This is a genomic window from Streptomyces sp. NPDC050164 (assembly GCF_044459945.1).
Classification (GTDB): domain Bacteria; phylum Actinomycetota; class Actinomycetes; order Streptomycetales; family Streptomycetaceae; genus Streptomyces; species Streptomyces coeruleorubidus_A.
In genome coordinates, this window is sequence record NZ_JBITJK010000006.1 from 104,712 (window position 1) to 123,289 (window position 18,578).

Consider the following 18,578-nt stretch of genomic DNA (forward strand, 5'->3'; position numbering starts at 1 on the left):
TGCTCAGCTTCACGGCCTACGGGGCGGTGCGGGTCTCCGGCAACTTCTTCGGCACGGCTGCCACGCACCGCTGTCTGCCGCCGCTGCTCGCCATGGTGACCAGCTGGCTGGTGGCCGTCCCGGACCTCGTCACCGGTGATCTGCACGGGCTGAGCCTCACCCTGGGGATCGTCTTCATCCTGGGCGCTCCGGTGACGGTCACCGCCATCGCGCTGCTGGAGATGGGGCGGCTCAAGCGGCGGTACGGGATCCGGCTGAAGGCCCATCCGGCGACTCTGGCACCGACGCCCGCACCCGGGCCGGTCCCGCCGATGCCTCCGGGGACGCCCCCGCGGGATCGCCGTACCTGCCGCCGCAGGGGAACCCGTACGGCCATCCGCACGCGCCGGGCGGGCAGCACCCGTACGCCCCGCATCCGCATCCGCAGCCGCCGTACAACCCGCGGCACCCCTACGGGAGCTGACTCCCCGCAGCGGTCAGGACGTCAGGCGACCGCGCTCAGTGTGTCCGCGAGTCGGCGGCGGGCCGCGCGGGCCGCGGGCACGGCGGCCAGTGCGGCCGCGCAGAGGACCGCCGCCGTCCCGAGCAGCAGCATCAGCGGGGCGGACGGGCCCTGGGCGATCCCGGCGCCGATGCCGCTCGACCTGCCCTGGGCGTCGATCAGCCAGTGGGCGAGCGGCAGGCCCAGGGCGGTGGCGGCGAGCACGGCCGCCAGTGCCGTACAGCCGGTGGCCGTGACGGTGATGGCCGTGATCTGCCGGGGGGACAGGCCGATGGCCTTCAGCGCGAGCAGGTCCCGTTCGCTCTCGCGGACGGTGCCCCCGATCGCGGTCAGCAGCTCGATGAGCCCGATGAGGGCGAGGACGGCGATCAGCCCGGCGACGACCGCGCGCAGCGGGGAGAGCCCGTCGGCGGGGTTGGTCACGGTGTGCACGTCCAGGTGTCCGCGCCCGGCCGTGGCCAGCCGGTCGGCGACCTCCCGCGGGTCGGCACCGGGGTCCAGGCGCAGCTCGTAGAGGGTCGGGCGCAGGCCGGGGTCGTTCGCGCGGAGGGTGTCGAGGGACGTGGAGATGACCCGGCCGGCGTTCTCCGGCTCGATGCTGCGGCCCACGATGTGCAGGATCTGCGGCTGGTCGCCGACGGTCATCCGCACCCAGTCGCCGACGCGCACGTCCAGCAGGTCGAGCAGTCCCTGCCCGGCCACGGCCTCGTCGGCGCCGCGGGCGGGGCGCCCCTCGGCGAGGGTGTAGGGGTAGGGGTCCTGGTCGGTGCCGAGTCCGCGCAGGGCGATGGTCGCCGTCTGGCCCGGGACCAGGGCGGCCGTCTCCACGCCGGGGTAGGCGGCGGCCACTTTCGGGTCGCGTTCCAGGAGAGCCCGGGTCTGCCGCTCGTTCAGGCCGGCGTCGGCGCGGACGCTGAGGGCGGTCGGCAGGCCGATCTGCTCGGGTGTGCTGTGGAAACGGTCGATGGTGGTCCACGCGCTCATCGCCACGACGATCAGCAGCAGCGGCAGCGTGAGACGGGCGACGGTGGCGAGGGACCGGGGGCGGCGGCTGAACGCCTTGTGCCAGCCCAGCACCAGGGCGGGCGGAATCCGCGCCCCGAGGGCGCGGCGTGCCAGGTCGGAGAGCTGCCCGGTCCGGGGAGCCGCGGGCCGCAGCCCGAGGACGCGGCGCAGTCCGCCGGCCGGCCGCCCACCGGGCGGAGCCGCAGCGGGCCGCGGTCCGAGGGCCCGGCCCGTCGCCCCGGACAACCGCCCGCCGAGGGCCGCCGCAGGCCGCTGCACCGGCACCGGCGGCACGCGTCCCGCCCGCCAGGCGGCCAGCCCGGTGGTCGCGCCGATGAACAGCACCGCGCCCACCGGGATCACGAACAGCGCCACGGTGTGTCCGGGCAGCCCCTGCCACACGCCCACCGCGTCCCCGAGCCGCCCCGGGATCCGGCTGCCCAGGGCCTCGGCCAGCGCGGCGGCGGCCAGGGCACCCAGCAGGGCGTAGGCGAGGTGCTGGAGCAGGAAGACGCGGACCACCTGGCCAGGGGTGAAGCCGATCGCCTTCAGCACGGAGAGGTCCCGCAGGTGGCCGCGGATGCGGGTGCCGATCGCCCCGTGCACGGCGAGTCCGGCGGCGACCAGCGCGCCCAGCCCGAACAGGCCCAGCACCTGGCCGAGGAGCCGGTTGTCGCCCTGGGCCTCGGCCCGGGCCTGCTGCCAGGTGGACACTTCCCCGATCGCCCCGGCGCCCAGGACGGTCACGGCGCGCTGGACGACGTAGGACGTGTCGCCGGGATCCGTCAGCCGCAGCCCGATCACCTGGCCGCCGGGATCCGGCACGGCCGACGGCAGCGCCCACACCAGGCCCGGCTGCTCACCGGGCCGGTAGCGCGGCTCGGCGCTGTCGGCGAGGCCCACGACGGTCAGTTCGCGGGCGGTGCCGGGCACGGTGAGGGTGTCACCGGGCTCGGCCAGCAGCGCGAGGGCGAGGCGGCTCTCCAGGACCACACCGTCGGGAGTCGCGGGGTCCAGCCAGTGGCCGGAGACGACCGGCGGGCGGCCGACGGACGGCCGTTGCTCAGTGCCGCGCAGCTCGACGGCGGCGCGGCTGCCGCGCGAGACGACGGTGGTGGCGGCGGTGGGGTACGGGCCGGCGACGGAGTCGACACCGTCCAGCCCGGCCAGCTTCCCGGTGTCGGCCCCGGTGTCGGTGTGCAGCCACACGTGCGCGCCGTGCGACTGCGTGAAGACCCGCTGCCAGGGGTTGGTGGCGTACCCGAACAGGGCCGTGGCCAGCAGCAGGGAGGCGACGATGCCCGCGGTGGCGAGGACGAGGAACAGCGCCTCGCCGCGGTGCGTGCGCAGATCGGAGTGCGCCCAGCGCAGGGTGGCTCGCACGGGCCTCAGCCCCCCGGCCCGCAGAGGGCGCAGCCGTCGTGAACCCGGCTTCCGCACAGGGCGCAGTCGTCGTACACCCGCATGTCAGTCCCTGAGTTCCAGCACACCGGATATGCCGGCCCGGCGCGGCGGTGTGCCGCCGTCGAGTTCCGCGTCGTCGGCGATCCGGCCGTCGAAGAAGCTGATCACCCGGTCCGCGGCGCTCGCCAGCCGGGCGTCATGGGTGACCAGCAGGATCGTCTGGCCGCGCTGGTGGAAGCGGGTCAGCAGCCGCATCACCTCGCGGGTGCCCTTGCTGTCGAGGCTGCCCGCGGGTTCGTCGGCCAGCAGCAGCGGGGGGTGGTTGACCAGGGCCCGGGCCAGGGCGACCCGCTGCTGCTCACCGCCGGACAGCTCGCCCGGCATGCTGCGCTCCTTGCCCACAAGGCCCAGCTCGGCCAGCAGCTGCTCCCGCTCGGCCCGGGCCCGCTTCGGCGAGGTCCCGGCGAGCAGGGCGGGCAGCTCCACGTTGTCGGCGACGGACAGGTTGGACACGAGGTTGAAGAACTGGAAGACGATCCCGATCCGCTTCCGGCGCTCCACCGCCCAGCGGGCCTCGCTGTAGGTGTCGGTGGACTCGCCGTCGAGCCAGATCCTGCCCGCGTCCGGCCGCTGGAGTCCGCCGAGCAGATGCAGCAGCGTCGACTTCCCGGCGCCGGACGGGCCGGTGATCGCCACGAACTCGCCGGGCCGTACGCACAGGTCGACCCCGCGCACGGCATGGGCGGGCGCGCCCTCGCCGTGGTGCGTCTTCACCAGCCCCTCGGCGCGCAGCACAGGAGCGGGACGGTCGTCGCTCACTCCAGCTCCTCCAGCTCTTCCTGGCACCGCTCCAGCCAGTCGAGATCGGCTTGCAGGTGCAGCATCGCGCCCTCGATCAGCAGGTGGCCGATGCGGTTGTCGCGATCTTCGGCGGCGGCCAGCCTCGACAGCTGCCGCATGGTGTTCAGGTACTGGCGCCGCTGCTGGTTGATCAGGGAGATCTGATCGGCGAGCCCGGTCTGCGGAGCGAGCGCCAGCTTCATGAAGAACTCGTCCCGCACCCGCGGCTCGTCCTCGGGCTCCTCGAACCAGGCGCGCAGCGCCTCCCGCCCGGCGTCGGTGAGGTGGTAGACCTTTTTGTTGGGCCGGCTGGACTGCGCCACGTCCTCGCCCTCGATCAGTCCCGACTTCTCGAGGCGGCCGAGGGTCACATAGATCTGGCCGACGTTCGGCTGAGGGTACGCGGAGCCCAGCAGTTGCTCAAGGTCCTGCTTGAGCTCGTAGCCGTGGGCGGGGCCGCGGGCGAGGAGAGCCAGGAGGGGCAGGCGCACGCGTGCAGTCCTCCTGTCCGGTCCAATGTGCTCCAGGCCCTAGTATCGCCCATACCTAACAGGTATACATGGCCTCTGTTCCGGGCGAAGATGCCCGTCGCCGGTGTACAGGGAGGAACCTATGCGGTGGATCCATGCCGCGGGTAGGGGCCTTCTCGTTCTCGTCGTGGTCCTGACCGGTTACGTCGCCGCCGGAGCGCAGGCGGGCGAGCCTGCCGGCGGCGGCCGCGGACCGCTCACCCTCGCCACCGCCGGAGACCTTACCGGCTACCTCGGCCCTCTGCTGGAGGGCTGGAACCGCACCCACCCCGGCGAGAACGTGACCCTCGTCGAGCTGCCGGACTCCGCGGACGAGACCCAGGCCCAGATGGCCACCGACCTGCGCGACGGCGACCGCAGCCGGTTCGACGTGCTCAACATCGACGTCAACTGGACCTCGGAGTTCGCCGCGGCGGGCTGGATCCGGCCGCTGCCGCGCGACCGTTTCCCCCTGAAGACCTTCCTCCCGCCGGTCGTGGACACGGCGACCTACGACGGACAGCTCTACGCCGTCCCGTACGTCACCAACGCCGGCCTGCTCCTCTACCGCAAGGACGTCCTCGCGAAGGAGGGCGTGCAGCCGCCGCGCACCTGGGCGGAGCTGGAGCGGTACGCGAAGACCGTCGCCCCGAAGTACGGCCTCGACGGCTACGCCGGACAGTTCCTGCCGTACGAGGGCCTCACCGTCAACGCGGCAGAGGCCGTCTACTCGGCGGGCGGTTCGATCCTCGGCGACGAGGGCGAGCGCGTCACCGTCGACTCGGCGGCGGCGCGTGAGGGCATCGGCTTCCTGGCGCGCGGGGTGCGCGAGGGCTGGATCCCGAAGGAAGCGCTGACGTACAAGGAGGAGGAGTCCAAGCAGGCCTTCCAGGACGGCCGGCTGCTCTTCCTGCGGAACTGGCCGTACGCCTACGTCGGCGCCTCCGCCCCGGGCTCGGAGGTCGCCGGGAAGGTCGGCGCAGTGCCCCTGCCTGGACCGGACGGGCCGGGGACGAGTGTCCTCGGCGGCTCCAACCTGGCCGTCAGCGCGCACGCGCGGCACCCCGACTCGGCCGCCCGCCTGATCGCCTACCTCACCAGCGAGCGCGTCCAGCGCCAGGTCCTCACGCGCGGCGCGCTGCCGCCCGTCCGGGCCGATCTCTACGAGGATCCCGCGCTCATCCGCAGGTTCCCGTACCTGCCGACCCTGCGCGAGAGCGTGCGCACGGCCGAGCCGCGCCCCAAGAGCCCGCGCTACGACCAGGTCAGCCTGGTCGTGCAGGCGGTCGTGCACGACGCGATGGCCGGGCGCGAGACGCCCACGGCGGCGGTACGCCGCCTGGCGCGGGAGCTCGCCGTCATCTCGCGTCGATAGTGCTTCTACTTACCTGTTAGGTAACGCGGACATCTCATTCGAGTGAGATATGTCCGATAGATGCTGGATTGCGCCACATCAACTCCTCGGTAGCTTCCGCCTTTTCATTGACACCCTCTCGACACGCCTACTTAACATGCATGCATAACCGCTGCCCTCCTCAGAGACAGGTCGATGGGTTGAACAGGCACCACTGGTGGCGTGACGCAGTGATCTATCAGGTGTATGTCCGCAGCTTCCTCGACAGCACAGGCGACGGCGTCGGCGATCTCGCCGGCGTCCGGGCCGGGCTGCCGTACCTGAAGAAGCTCGGCGTCGACGGGATCTGGCTGAGCCCTTTCTATCCCTCGCCGCAGCACGACCACGGCTACGACGTGGCCGACTACTGCGACGTCGACCCGCTCTTCGGCGACCTCGCCGAGTTCGACCTGCTGGTGGGGGCCGCGCGGCGGCTCGGCATCAAGGTGCTGCTCGACATCGTCCCGAACCACTGCTCCAGCGAGCACCCCTGGTTCCGCGAGGCGCTCGCGGCCCCGCCCGGCAGCCCGGCCCGCGCCCGCTTCCACTTCGCCGACGGCCGCGGCCCGGAGGGCGCTGAGCCGCCCAACAACTGGCACTCCATGTTCGGCGGCCCCGCCTGGAGCCGGGTGACCGAGGCCGACGGCCGGCCCGGCCAGTGGTACCTGCACATGTTCGCGCCCGAGCAGCCCGACTGGAACTGGCGCAACCCCGAGATCGCCGCCGAGTTCGACCGCATCCTCCGCTTCTGGCTGGACCGGGGCATCGACGGCTTCCGCATCGACGTCGCCGCCGGCCTCTTCAAGCACCCGGAGCTGCCCGACTCCGACGACCCGGAGGCCGACGCCCGCACCCGCGACTCGGTCAACCCGCTCGCCTGGAACCAGCCCGAGGTGCACGAGGTGTGGCGGCGCTGGCGCTCCATATGCGAGGAGTACACCGAGCGCGACGACTGCGAACGCCTGCTCGTCGGCGAGGTCTCCGTCCCGACCGCCCGCGAGCACGCGCAGTACGTCCGCCCCGACGAACTGCACCAGGCCTTCTTCTTCGACCTGCTCAGCGCCCCCTGGGACCCGGACGCCTTCCAGAAGGTCATCTCCGAGGCCATGCAGGACATCGCCGGGACCGGCTCGACCGTCACCTGGGTCCTCAACAACCACGACCAGGTCCGCACCGTCACCCGCTACGGCGAACCCGCCACCGAGGGCAGCGGCCTCGGCGCCGCCCGCGCCCGTGCCGCCGCGCTGCTGATGCTGGCGCTGCCCGGAGCCGCGTACATCTACCAGGGCGAGGAGCTCGGCCTGCCCGAGGTCGTGGACCTGCCCGACGACGTGCTCACCGACCCGATCTTCCGCCGTACCGGCAGCCGGGCCCGGATCCGCGACGGATGCCGGGTGCCGCTGCCCTGGTCGGGGCAGGCCTCGCCGTTCGGCTTCACCTCCGGTGAGCAGAGCGCCAAGCCGTGGCTGCCGCAGCCGGAGTACTTCGCCGAGTACGCCACCGACCGGGCCCTCGCCGACACCCGCTCCTTTTGGCACCTGTACCGCGACGGCCTCCAACTGCGCGCCGCCCTGCCCCAGTTGGGTGAAGGCACGCTGCGCTGGCTGGACTCCCCGCCCGGCGTCCTGGCCTTCACCCGCGGCGACGACCTGGTGTGCGCCGTCAACTTCGGTACCGCGCCCACCCCCGCGCCGGTCTCCGGCACCCCCCTGCTCGCCAGCGGCCCCTGCCCGCCCGGAGTCCTCTCCGGCTCGACGGCCGCCTGGTGGATCCGTTCCTGAACACCCCGCAAGTCAACTCCCCGAAGGGACATCAACGATGATGCGACGACGTACCACCCTGCTCACCGGCTGCACCGCCCTCGTCCTGGCGCTCGGCGCGACCGCCTGCGGCGGCGGCCCCGTCTCGGCCGGCGGCGGCGACAAGGCGCTCAGCGGCCAGTCGATCACCGTGGCCGGTGTCTGGTCCGGCACCGAGCAGAAGAACTTCCAGAAGGTGCTGGACGCCTTCACCGAGAAGACCGGCGCCAAGACGCAGTTCGTGTCCACCGGAGACAACGTCTCCACCGTCGTCGGCAGCAAGATCGAGGGCGGCAACGCCCCCGACGTCGTGATGGTCCCGCAGGTCGGCGTGCTCAAGCAGTTCGCGCAGAAGGGCTGGCTCAAGCCGCTGTCGAAGAAGACCGAGCAGGCCGTGGACGCGGGGTACGCCCCCGTGTGGAAGGAGTACGGCAGCGTCGACGGCACCCTCTACGGCCTCTACTTCAAGGCCGCGCACAAGTCGACCGTCTGGTACAGCCCCGACGCCCTCGCCCAGGCCGGGGTGAAGCCGCCGAAGACCTACGACGAGATGCTGAAGACCGGGCAGACCGTGTCCGACTCCGGTCTCGCCGCGTTCTCCGTCGCCGGGCAGGACGGCTGGACCCTCACCGACTGGTTCGAGAACGTCTACCTCTCCCAGGCCGGACCCGAGAAGTACGACGCCCTCGCCGCGCACAAGCTGAAGTGGACCGACGCGTCGGTCGTCGACGCCCTCACCACGCTCGGCAAGCTCTTCAAGGACAAGCAGCTCATCGCCGGCGGCCAGAAGGGCGCCCTGAACACCGACTTCCCCGGCTCGGTGGAGAAGGTGTTCGGGCCGGAGCCCGAGGCCGGCATGGTCTACGAGGGCGACTTCGTCGCCGGTGTCGCCAAGGACCAGTTCGGCAAGAAGGTCGGCGAGGACGCGAACTTCTTCCCGTTCCCGGCGGTCGCCGGTGGCGAGGCCCCGGTCGTCAGCGGCGGTGACGCGGCCGTCGTCCTCAAGGACGGCAAGAACCAGAAGGCCGCCCAGGCTCTCCTGGAGTTCCTGGCGACCCCCGAGGCCTCCGCGGTGTGGGCCGAGGCGGGCGGCTTCCTCTCCCCGAACAAGAAGCTCGACCCCGCCTCCTACGGCGACGATGTCACCCGGGCCACCGCCGAGTCCCTCGTCGAGGCCGGGGACTCGGTCCGCTTCGACATGTCCGACCAGGCCCCGGCGGCCTTCGGCGGCACCAAGGGCGCCGGCGAGTGGAAGCTGCTCCAGGACTTCCTGCGCGACCCGTCCGACCCGAAGGGCACCGCGGCGAAGCTGGAGGCCGCGGCGGCCAAGGCGTACCAGGACTGATCCGCCATGACAGCGACCCTCGTGAAAGAGACGAGTCCCCCGCCGCCCGTCACGGTCGCCGACCGCACACGGCGACTGCGGCGGCGCGGCAAGATCATCGCCCTGCTGTTCGTGCTGCCCGCGCTGCTGCTGCTCGGCGCGCTCGTCGTCTACCCCGTGCTGTTCAGCATCGGCCGCAGCTTCTTCGACGCCTCCGGGACGACCTTCGTCGGCGGCGAGAACTACGCCGAGATGTTCCGCGACCCGGCGACCCTCAAGGCCGTCCGCAACACGGCCATCTGGGTCGTCGTGGCCCCGGCCCTGCTGACCGGTCTCGGACTGATCCTGGCCGTCCTGGTGGAGAAGGTCCGCTGGGCCACCGCCTTCAAACTGCTCCTCTTCATGCCGATGGCGGTCTCCTTCCTCGCCGCCGGCATCATCTTCCGGCTCGCCTACGACGAGGACCCGGACAAGGGCGTCCTGAACGCCGCGGTCGTCTCCGTCCACGACGCCTTCAAGGCGGAGTCCTCGTACCCGACGGCCCGGGCGCGCGACGGACAGGGCCTGACGAAGGACAAGGACGGTTCGTACCGCACGAGTACGAGCGTGTCCCCGGGCGACGCGGTGACGCTGGGCCTGGTCGGCGTGCTGCCCGACGACCTGCCCGGTGGGACCCGGCCCGCGTACGCGGCGGCGGGGCAGCAGGCCGCCCCCGACGAATTGCGCGGCGTGGTCTACCTGGACTTCACGCCCGGCGGGGGAGGGGAACAGGGCAAGGTGGACCGGCGGGAGAGCGGACTGCCTCGGATGAAGGTCGAGGCGGTGCGCGACGGCAAGCCCGTCGCCACGGCGACCACCGCCTCCGACGGCTCCTTCCGCTTCGAGGGACTCCAACCGGGCTCGTACGAGGTGAAGCTGCCGTCGTCCAACTTCGCCCCGCCCTACGAGGGGGTCTCCTGGCTCGGACCGGCGCTCGTCACACCGGCGATCATCGGGGCCTACCTGTGGATCTGGACCGGCTTCGCCATGGTGCTGATCGGGGCGGGCCTGTCGACGCTGCCGCGGGACGCGCTGGAGGCGGCGCGGATGGACGGCGCGAACGAGTGGCAGATCTTCCGGCGGATCACGGTGCCGCTGCTGGCACCGGTGCTGACGGTCGTGTTCATCACCCTCGTCATCAACGTGATGAAGGTCTTCGACCTCGTCTACATCATCGCGCCCGGGCCGGTGCAGGAGGACGCGACCGTGCTCGCGACGCAGATGTGGCTGGTGTCGTTCGGCGGCGGCAACAACCAGGGGCTCGGCAGCGCGCTCGGTGTGCTGCTCCTGCTGCTGGTCGTCCCGGCCATGGTGTTCAACGTCCGCCGTTTCCGAAGGAGTCAGCGATGAACGCGGTTCGGCGCGGGTTGGGCAACGGAGCCGTCCAGGCCTTCCTCGCGGTGGTCGGCCTGGTGTGGATGACGCCGCTGGCCGGGCTGTTCCTGTCCTCGCTGCGGTCCGCCGAGGACACGGCCAAGGGCGGCTGGTGGACGGTGCTCACCAGTCCCGGGCAGCTGTCCTTCGACAACTACTCGTCGCTGCTTCAGAACGCGGGCATCACTCAGGCGTTCTGGAACACGGTGCTCATATCGGTGCCGGCGACGGTGCTGGTCGTGGTGATCGCGGCGCTCGCGGGCTACGCGTTCGCGTGGCTGGACTTCCCCGGACGGGAGGCGATCTTCCTGGTCGTGGTCGCGCTGCTGGTGGTGCCCGTGCAGATCGGGCTGTTGCCGGTCGCGAAACTGTTCGGGCAGCTGGGACTGTTCGGCACGATCCCCGGTGTCGTGCTGTTCCATGTGGCCTACGGCCTGCCGTTCGCGGTGTTCCTGCTGCGGAACTACTTCGCCGAGATGCCGAAGGAGATGCTGGAGGCCGCGCGGATGGACGGGGGCAGCGAGTGGCGTATCTTCACGCGGCTCGTGCTGCCGGTGGGGCGGCCGGCGATCGCCTCCCTGGCCATCTTCCAGTTCCTGTGGGTCTGGAACGACATGCTGGTGGCGTTGCTGTTCGCGGACAGTTCCTCACAGCCACTGACGGTGGAACTGCAGTCCCAGATACGGCAGTTCGGAAGCAACATCGATGTGCTGGCGCCCGGGGCGTTCGTGTCCCTGGTCGTGCCTGTCGTCGTGTTCTTCGCGTTCCAGAGGCACTTTGTGCAGGGGGTCATGGCGGGGTCGGTCAAGTAGCCGGTGCCTTTGGAGCGCGGCACGTGCCTACCGCTCGGGGAGGCGGGCGAGGGCCATGGGAACCAACTCCTGGGCGCGGGAACACAGCGCCTGTCTCGACGAGTCGCCGGTGACTCCCACCGAGACCACCTCGGTACGCCCCTCGGCGGTCGGTCCGGCCTCGCCGTACTCGACGTCGACCGCGCAGTTCGGCAGGCTGTGCCCGAGCAGGTCGCCGTACTCGTCGGCGGGGCCGTACTGCACCGCCGCCATGCGTCCCCCGATCGTGCGCGGGCGTCCTTCCAGCGCGTCCCCGACGTGCTGGAAGAGGACGTACCGGTGCGGTTCGTCGATGCTCTCGCCGCCCCAGGCGCAGCTCTGGCCGGTGAAGGCGGCGTATCGCTCCCCGGGGTCGATGTCCGGGACGCGCGCGGCCTCGCTCTCCTTGACCAGGTCGCACGCGTCCTGGTTCGCCAGCGAGTCGGGGGCGTGGCGGGCGGAGGGAAGCTCGCCGGTCTTGAGCAGGCGGATGAGGTCACCGGCGGCGTCGGCGATCCGGCAGGCGCGGGAGCCCGACTCGTCTCCGTGGACGTCGATCGCGACGGCCGCGGTCCTTTTCCGCCGACCGGCGGCACGTGTCGCGTGAGCGTCTTCGGACCGATCTGGCGGCCTACACCGCGCGGGTGCTGGGCGGGAGTTGAGCACCGGCAAACGCCGAAGCGGCCGGAAGCCCCCTCAGATCAGGGGCGCCGGCCGCTCCGGTGACGAGGCCGACCGGCGTCCGCGACGGTCACGCCGAAGCCGGCGGGTACAGCGACCGAGGCAGTTGCGAAGCCGCCGCCGCGTCCAGCAGCCACAGTGTCCGGCTGCGGCCGTACGCCCCTGCCGCCGGCGCCTGGATCTCGCCCGCGCCCGAGAGCGCGATCGCCGCGGCCTGGGCCTTGTCCTCACCCGCGGCCAGGAGCCACACCTCCCGTGCCGCCCGAATCGCCGGCAACGTCAGCGTCACCCGAGTCGGCGGCGGCTTCGGCGCGCCATGGACACCGACGACCGTACGGTCGACTTCCCGCACCGCCGGCAACTCCGGGAACAGCGACGCCACATGCGTGTCCGGCCCGACCCCCAGCATCAGCACGTCGAACGTCGGCACGGGCCCGTGGTTCTCCGGGCCCGCCGCCCGCGCCAGTTCCTCCGCGTACGCGGCCGCCGCCGCGTCCACATCGGTGCCGTAGGGGCCGTCCGACGCGGGCATGGCGTGCACCCGCTTCGGATCGAGCGGCACCGAGTCCAGCAGTGCCTCCCGCGCCTGCGTGACGTTGCGCTCCGGGTCGCCCTCGGGCAGGAACCGCTCGTCGCCCCACCAGAGGTCGAGCCGGGTCCAGTCGACGGCGTCCCGGGCGGGCGCCGCGGCCAGGGCGGCCAGCAGGCCGTTGCCGTTGCGGCCGCCCGTCAGGACCACGGACGCCGAACCCCGGGAGGCCTGCGCGTCCACGATCCTGGTGATCAGCCGGGCCGCCGCGGCCTGGGCCATCAGCTCCTTGTCGCGGTGGACGACCAACTGCGGTGCCGTGCTCACTTCGTCGTTGCCTTCCGTACCGGTTCCAGCTTGGGCGGTTCCTGCTTCACCGGTGCCTGCGCCGTCGCTTCCGCAGCGGGTGCTTTCGCAGCCGTTTCGACCGGAGCGGGGAGGGCGAGCGGCTCTCGGCCTCCGCTTTTGGGCTCCCCTTTGGCCACCGGTCCCTCGGCAGAGGCCCGCGGCGCCGGAGCCGACCCGGACGCCTTCAGCCGGTCCACCCCGTACCGCAGCGCCGACGCGTACGTGTCGTCCGGGTCCAGCCGCCGCAGCTCCTCCGCGATCAGCTCGGCCGTGTCCCGGCGCTTGAGCGCAACACCACGGGCCGGCTGGCCCTCGATGGAGAGCGTCGCGAGGGACCCGTCGGCACGGTCCAGGGTGATCGCGCCGCAGTTGGTGTCCATACGGACCGCCGTCAGGCCGGGGCCGCCGGACAGCGAGCGCTTCACCGGGACGTCGAGCCGGTCCGCGAGCCACATCGCCAGCAGCTCACAGCTCGGGTTGAACTCCTCGCCCTCCACCTCGACGGCCCTGACCTCGCAGGTGACCTGGTCGAGGGCCGCCGCCAGCATGGAACGCCAGGGCGTGATGCGGGTCCAGGACAGGTCCGTGTCGCCGGGGGTGTAGGTCCCGGACCGGGTGGCCAGGTCCCGTACCGGCTGCTCGGAGGCGTAGGTGTCGGTGACGCGGCGCTGGGCGAGGGCACCCAGCGGGTCCTTCGCCGGGTCGAGCGGCGCGTTCACCGGCCACCACACCACCACCGGGGCGTCCGGCAGCAGCAGCGGCAGCACCACCGACTGGGCGTGGTCGACGACCTCGCCGTACAGCCGGAGCACGACCGTCTCGCCGGTGCCGGCCTCCGCGCCGACCCGGACCTCCGCGTCCAGGCGGGACTGCGTCCGGTCGCGGGGCGAGCGGGAGACGCGCTTGATGACCACGAGGGTGCGCGAGGGATGCTCGTGCGAGGCGTCGCTCGCGGCCTTCAGCGCGTCGTAGGCGTTCTCCTCGTCCGTCACGATGACCAGCGTGAGCACCATCCCGACCGCCGGGGTGCCGATCGCCCGGCGGCCCTGCACCAGCGCCTTGTTGATCTTGCTGGCCGTGGTGTCCGTGAGGTCTATCTTCATGGCCGGCGCCAGCTCCGTCCGTGTCGCTCGAGCATTTCGTCCGCCTCGACGGGCCCCCAGGTACCGGCCGGGTACTGGGCGGGCTTGCCGTTGCTGTCCCAGTACTCCTCGATCGGGTCGAGGATCTTCCAGGACAGCTCGACCTCCTCGGTACGCGGGAAGAGGTTCGAGTCTCCGAGGAGGACGTCCAGGATGAGACGCTCGTAGGCCTCCGGGCTGGACTCCGTGAAGGACTCGCCGTACGCGAAGTCCATCGACACGTCCCGGATCTCCATCGACGTGCCGGGGACCTTCGAGCCAAAGCGGACCGTGACGCCCTCGTCCGGCTGGACGCGGATGACGATCGCGTTGGAGCCCAGCTCCTCGGTGGCCGTCGTGTCGAAGGGGGAGTGCGGGGCGCGCTGGAAGACGACCGCGATCTCCGTGACGCGGCGGCCCAGACGCTTGCCGGTGCGCAGATAGAAGGGGACGCCCGCCCAGCGGCGGTTGTCGATCTCCAGCTTGATCGCGGCGTAGGTGTCGGTCTTCGAGGAGGCGTTGATGCCGTCCTCCTCCAGATAGCCGCGCACCTTGGTGCCGCCCTGCCACCCGGCCGAGTACTGGGCGCGTACCGTGTCCCGGCCCATGTCCTTGGGCAGCTTCACCGCGCCGAGCACCTTGGTCTTCTCGGCGGCCAGCGCGTCCGCGTCGAAGGAGGCCGGCTCCTCCATGGCGGTGAGCGCCAGGAGCTGGAGCAGGTGGTTCTGGATGACGTCACGGGCGGCGCCGATGCCGTCGTAGTACCCGGCCCGGCCGCCGATGCCGATGTCCTCGGCCATGGTGATCTGCACGTGGTCCACGAGGGACCGGTTCCAGATCGGCTCGAACATCGTGTTGGCGAAGCGCAGCGCCAGGATGTTCTGGACGGTCTCCTTGCCCAGGTAGTGGTCGATGCGGAAGACCTGGTCCGGGGCGAAGACCTCGTGAACGACCTTGTTGAGTTCCTCGGCCGACTTCAGGTCGTGCCCGAACGGCTTCTCGATGACCGCGCGCCGCCAGGAGCCGCCCTGCTGGTCGGCCAGCTGGTGCTTCTTCAGCTGCTGGATGACCACCGGGAAGGACTTCGGCGGCACGGACAGGTAGAAGGCGAAGTTGCCGCCCGTGCCCTGTGCCTTGTCCAGTTCCTCGATCGTGGAGCGCAGCCGCTCGAACGCGTCGTCGTCGTCGAACGTGCCCTGCACGAAGCGCATGCCCTGGATGAGCTGCTGCCAGACCTCCTCGCGGAAGGGCGTGCGGGCGTGCTCCTTGACCGCGTCGTGGACCTCCTGGGCGAAGTCCTCGTGCGCCCACTCGCGGCGGGCGAAACCCACCAGCGAGAAGCCCGGCGGCAGCAGACCCCGGTTGGCGAGGTCGTACACGGCGGGCATCAGCTTCTTGCGGGACAGGTCGCCCGTGACGCCGAAGATGACCAGGCCCGACGGCCCCGCGATACGCGGGAGCCGTCGGTCCGCGGGGTCACGCAGCGGGTTGCTGCTCGACACCTGTTCAGCCCTCCGAGGGGGCGAGGCGCTGAAGCTCGGCCTCGGTCGACTTCAGCAGGTCGGTCCAGGACGCCTCGAACTTCTCGACGCCCTCGCCCTCCAGCAGCTGGACCACGTCGTCGTACTTGATCCCGAGCTGCTCGATGGCGTCGAGGTCGGCGCGGGCCTGCTCGTACGTGCCGGCGATGGTGTTGCCGGTGATCTCGCCGTGCTCCTCGGTGGCGTACAGGGTCGCCTCCGGCATGGTGTTCACCGTGTTCGGCGCGACCAGCTCGGTGACGTACATGGTGTCCTTGTACGCCTTGTCCTTCACGCCGGTGGAGGCCCACAGCGGACGCTGCTTGTTGGCGCCCTCGCGCTCCAGCGCGCTCCAGCGGTCCGTCGAGAAGACCTCCTCGTACGCCTGGTAGGCGAGACGGGCGTTGGCGATGGCGGCCTTGCCGCGCAGCGCCTTGGCCTCGTCGGTACCGAGCGCGTCGATCCGCTTGTCGATCTCCGAGTCGACGCGCGAGACGAAGAAGGACGCCACCGAGTGGATCTTGGACAGGTCCAGGCCCTTGGCCTTCGCCTTCTCCAGACCGGACAGGTAGGCGTCCATCACCTCGCGGTAGCGCTCCAGCGAGAAGATCAGCGTGACGTTGACGCTGATGCCGTTGCCGATCGTCTCGGTGATCGCCGGGATACCCGCCTTGGTGGCCGGGATCTTGATCAGCGTGTTGGGCCGGTCCACCAGCCAGGCCAGCTGGCGGGCCTCGGCCACCGTCGCCTTGGTGTTGTGCGCCAGACGGGGGTCGACCTCGATCGAGACCCGGCCGTCCTGGCCGCCGGTGGCGTCGAAGACCGGGCGCAGGATGTCGGCGGCGTCGCGGACGTCCGCCGTGGTGATCATGCGGATGGCTTCTTCGACGGTGACCTTGCGGGCGGCGAGGTCGGAGAGCTGCTGGTCGTAGCCGTCGCCCTCGGAGATCGCCTTCTGGAAGATCGTCGGGTTGGTGGTGACGCCCACGACGTGCTGCTGGTCGAGCAGCTCGGCGAGGTTGCCGGACGTGATCCGCTTGCGCGACAGGTCGTCCAGCCAGATCGCGACGCCTTCCTCGGAGAGGCGCTTGAGTGCGTCTGTCATGGAAATTCCATCTCCTACGTGTCGTATATGAGCGTCAGCGCTGAGCTGCGGCGATCGATTCCCGCGCGGCGGCGGCCACGTTCTCGGCAGTGAAGCCGAACTCGCGGAAAAGGACCTTGCCGTCGGCCGAAGCACCGAAGTGCTCCAGGGAAACGATGCGGCCGGCGTCCCCGACGTACTTGTGCCACGTCAGGCCGATCCCGGCCTCCACCGCGACACGAGCCTTGACGGACGGCGGCAGGACGCTGTCCCGGTACCCCTGGTCCTGCTGCTCGAACCACTCCACCGACGGCATGGACACCACGCGGGTGGGCACGCCGGCGCCCTGGAGCTGCTCGCGCGCCTCGACGGCGACGTGCACCTCGGAGCCGGTGGCGATGAGGATGACGTCGGGCTCGCCGCCGTCGGCCTCGAACAGGACGTAACCGCCCTTGGCGGCATCGTCGTTGGGCTCGTAGGTCGGCACGCCCTGACGGGTCAGCGCCAGGCCGTGCGGCTGGCCCTTGCCGAACTCCTTCGTCCAGCGCCTGAGGATCTCGCGCCAGGCGATGGCGGTCTCGTTGGCGTCGGCGGGCCGGACGATGTTCAGGCCCGGGATGGCACGCAGCGACGCGAGGTGCTCGACCGGCTGGTGGGTCGGGCCGTCCTCGCCCAGGCCGATGGAGTCGTGCGTCCACACGTACGTCACCGGCAGGTGCATCAGCGCCGACAGCCGCACCGCGTTGCGCATGTAGTCGGAGAAGACCAGGAACGTGCCGCCGTAGATCCGGGTGTTGCCGTGCAGCGCGATGCCGTTCATCTCGGCGGCCATCGCGTGCTCGCGGATACCGAAGTGGATCGTGCGGCCGTACGGGTCCGCCTCCGGCAGCGGGTTGTCCGCCGGGAGGAAGGAGCTGGTCTTGTCGATCGTGGTGTTGTTGGAGCCGGCCAGGTCGGCCGAGCCGCCCCACAGCTCGGGCACGACCGCGCCGAGGGCCTGGAGGATCTTGCCGGAGGCGGCACGCGTGGCCACACCCTTGCCGACCTCGAAGACCGGGATCTTCTCCTCCCAGCCGGTGGGCAGCTCACCCTTGGCAATCCGGTCGTACTCGGCGGCTCGCTCGGGGTTGTTGTCCCGCCATTGCTGGTACGCCTTCTCCCACACCGCACGGGCCGCCTGGCCCCGCTCCAGCGCCCTGCGGGTGTGCTCGATGACCTCGCCCGCGACCTCGAAGCTCTGCTCCGGGTCGAAGCCCAGCACCCGCTTGGTCGCCGCGACCTCGTCCGCGCCCAGCGCCGAGCCGTGCGCGGCCTCGGTGTTCTGCGCGTTCGGGGCCGGCCAGGCGATGATCGAGCGCATCGCGATGAACGACGGCTTGTCCGTGACCGCCTTGGCCTTCTGGATCGCCTCGAAGATCGCCGCCGGGTCCAGGTCGCCGTTCTCCTGCGGCTCCACCCGCTGCACGTGCCAGCCGTAGGCCTCGTAGCGCGCAGCGGTGTCCTCGGAGACGGCCGTCTCGGTGTCGCCCTCGATCGAGATGTGGTTGTCGTCCCACAGCAGGATCAGGTTGCCCAGCCTCTGGTGGCCCGCCATCGAGGACGCCTCGGCGGAGATGCCCTCCTGGAGGCAGCCGTCACCGGCGACGCAGTAGACGAAGTGGTCGAAGGGAGACTCGCCCTCGGGGGCCTCCGGGTCGAACAGACCACGCTCGTAGCGGGCGGCCATCGCCATGCCCACCGCGTTCGCGACACCCTGCCCGAGCGGGCCGGTCGTCGTCTCCACACCGGTCGTGTGCCCGTACTCGGGGTGACCGGGGGTCTTCGAACCCCACGTGCGGAAGGACTTCAGATCGTCCAGCTCCAGACCGAAACCGGCCAGGTACAGCTGGGTGTAGAGGGTCAGGGACGAGTGGCCGGCGGACAGTACGAAACGGTCGCGCCCGACCCAGTCGGCGTCCGCCGGGTCGTGCCGCATCACCTTCTGGAAGAGGGTGTAGGCGGCAGGCGCGAGACTCATCGCCGTACCCGGATGGCCGTTACCGACCTTCTGTACGGCATCGGCGGCCAGGACACGCGCGGTGTCGACGGCCCGCTGGTCCAACTCGGTCCACTCGAGGTCTGTGGTGGTCGGCTTGGTGCTCACCCTGGGTCAGGGCTCCTCTCCACATGTCGGATGCCGGTGTATCGGGGCGCCCACCGGCCGCAGCCGAGCCTACCCCCGTCGGACGTGCGTTCTTTCGAGTCACTCCAGACTGCCGGGACTCGTTTCGATCCGC

15 protein-coding genes are annotated in these 18,578 nt (G+C 71.2%); 5 read left to right on the forward strand and 10 right to left on the reverse strand.

The window, feature by feature from the left end; translation table 11 throughout:
* Positions 1–16: 16 nt before the first annotated feature.
* The 4 genes from ACIBNA_RS12180 to ACIBNA_RS12195 form a co-directional block, all read right to left on the reverse strand.
* Positions 17–448 carry a hypothetical protein gene (locus ACIBNA_RS12180; protein ID WP_399165121.1) on the reverse strand — a complete coding sequence of 144 codons (432 nt, stop codon included), beginning with the start codon at positions 446–448 and terminating at the stop codon, positions 17–19.
* Between the two features lie 36 nt (positions 449–484).
* Positions 485–2,890: an ABC transporter permease gene (locus ACIBNA_RS12185; RefSeq protein ID WP_399165122.1), complete on the reverse strand. Its 2,406-nt coding sequence runs from the start codon at positions 2,888–2,890 to the stop codon at positions 485–487.
* An 84-nt stretch (positions 2,891–2,974) separates the two neighbouring features.
* On the reverse strand, positions 2,975–3,730 hold the full coding sequence (locus ACIBNA_RS12190; protein WP_274815482.1) for an ABC transporter ATP-binding protein: 756 nt from the start codon (positions 3,728–3,730) through the stop codon (positions 2,975–2,977).
* Positions 3,727–4,242 carry a PadR family transcriptional regulator gene (locus ACIBNA_RS12195; protein WP_399165123.1) on the reverse strand — a complete coding sequence of 172 codons (516 nt, stop codon included), beginning with the start codon at positions 4,240–4,242 and terminating at the stop codon, positions 3,727–3,729. The genes ACIBNA_RS12190 and ACIBNA_RS12195 overlap by 4 nt, the downstream gene beginning before the upstream one ends.
* A gap of 121 nt (positions 4,243–4,363) precedes the next feature.
* Here ACIBNA_RS12195 and ACIBNA_RS12200 point away from each other — a divergent pair, with 121 nt between their 5' ends.
* The 5 genes from ACIBNA_RS12200 (at position 4,364) to ACIBNA_RS12220 (ending at position 11,001) form a co-directional block, all read left to right on the forward strand.
* On the forward strand, positions 4,364–5,635 hold the full coding sequence (locus ACIBNA_RS12200; protein WP_399165124.1) for an ABC transporter substrate-binding protein: 1,272 nt from the start codon (positions 4,364–4,366) through the stop codon (positions 5,633–5,635).
* A 140-nt stretch (positions 5,636–5,775) separates the two neighbouring features.
* The gene (locus ACIBNA_RS12205) at positions 5,776–7,434 is read left to right on the forward strand and encodes a glycoside hydrolase family 13 protein (RefSeq protein WP_399165125.1); all 1,659 of its coding nucleotides are present in this window, start codon (positions 5,776–5,778) and stop codon (positions 7,432–7,434) included.
* A gap of 37 nt (positions 7,435–7,471) precedes the next feature.
* Positions 7,472–8,797 carry an ABC transporter substrate-binding protein gene (locus ACIBNA_RS12210; protein ID WP_399165126.1) on the forward strand — a complete coding sequence of 442 codons (1,326 nt, stop codon included), beginning with the start codon at positions 7,472–7,474 and terminating at the stop codon, positions 8,795–8,797.
* A 6-nt stretch (positions 8,798–8,803) separates the two neighbouring features.
* Positions 8,804–10,165, forward strand: a complete 1,362-nt coding sequence (locus ACIBNA_RS12215) for an ABC transporter permease subunit (RefSeq protein ID WP_399165127.1) — start codon at positions 8,804–8,806, stop codon at positions 10,163–10,165.
* The gene (locus ACIBNA_RS12220; protein WP_399165128.1) at positions 10,162–11,001 is read left to right on the forward strand and encodes a carbohydrate ABC transporter permease; all 840 of its coding nucleotides are present in this window, start codon (positions 10,162–10,164) and stop codon (positions 10,999–11,001) included. The genes ACIBNA_RS12215 and ACIBNA_RS12220 overlap by 4 nt, the downstream gene beginning before the upstream one ends.
* Before the next feature lie 27 nt (positions 11,002–11,028).
* Here ACIBNA_RS12220 and ACIBNA_RS12225 read toward each other — a convergent pair whose 3' ends face one another.
* The 6 genes from ACIBNA_RS12225 to tkt form a co-directional block, all read right to left on the reverse strand.
* Positions 11,029–11,691: a hypothetical protein gene (locus ACIBNA_RS12225; RefSeq protein ID WP_399165129.1), complete on the reverse strand. Its 663-nt coding sequence runs from the start codon at positions 11,689–11,691 to the stop codon at positions 11,029–11,031.
* A gap of 79 nt (positions 11,692–11,770) precedes the next feature.
* Complete coding sequence (gene pgl / locus ACIBNA_RS12230) at positions 11,771–12,556, reverse strand: 6-phosphogluconolactonase (RefSeq protein WP_399165130.1); 786 nt, start codon at positions 12,554–12,556, stop codon at positions 11,771–11,773.
* Positions 12,553–13,680, reverse strand: a complete 1,128-nt coding sequence (opcA, locus tag ACIBNA_RS12235; RefSeq protein WP_399165131.1) for a glucose-6-phosphate dehydrogenase assembly protein OpcA — start codon at positions 13,678–13,680, stop codon at positions 12,553–12,555. Before opcA ends, pgl begins: the two co-directional genes overlap by 4 nt.
* Positions 13,677–15,200, reverse strand: coding sequence for a glucose-6-phosphate dehydrogenase (zwf, locus tag ACIBNA_RS12240; protein ID WP_399165132.1), 1,524 nt, complete (start codon positions 15,198–15,200; stop codon positions 13,677–13,679). The genes opcA and zwf overlap by 4 nt, the downstream gene beginning before the upstream one ends.
* Positions 15,201–15,204: 4 nt before the next feature.
* Positions 15,205–16,323, reverse strand: a complete 1,119-nt coding sequence (gene tal, locus ACIBNA_RS12245) for a transaldolase (RefSeq protein ID WP_399165133.1) — start codon at positions 16,321–16,323, stop codon at positions 15,205–15,207.
* A 34-nt stretch (positions 16,324–16,357) separates the two neighbouring features.
* On the reverse strand, positions 16,358–18,445 hold the full coding sequence (tkt, locus tag ACIBNA_RS12250) for a transketolase (protein ID WP_399165134.1): 2,088 nt from the start codon (positions 18,443–18,445) through the stop codon (positions 16,358–16,360).
* Positions 18,446–18,578 lie beyond the last annotated feature (133 nt).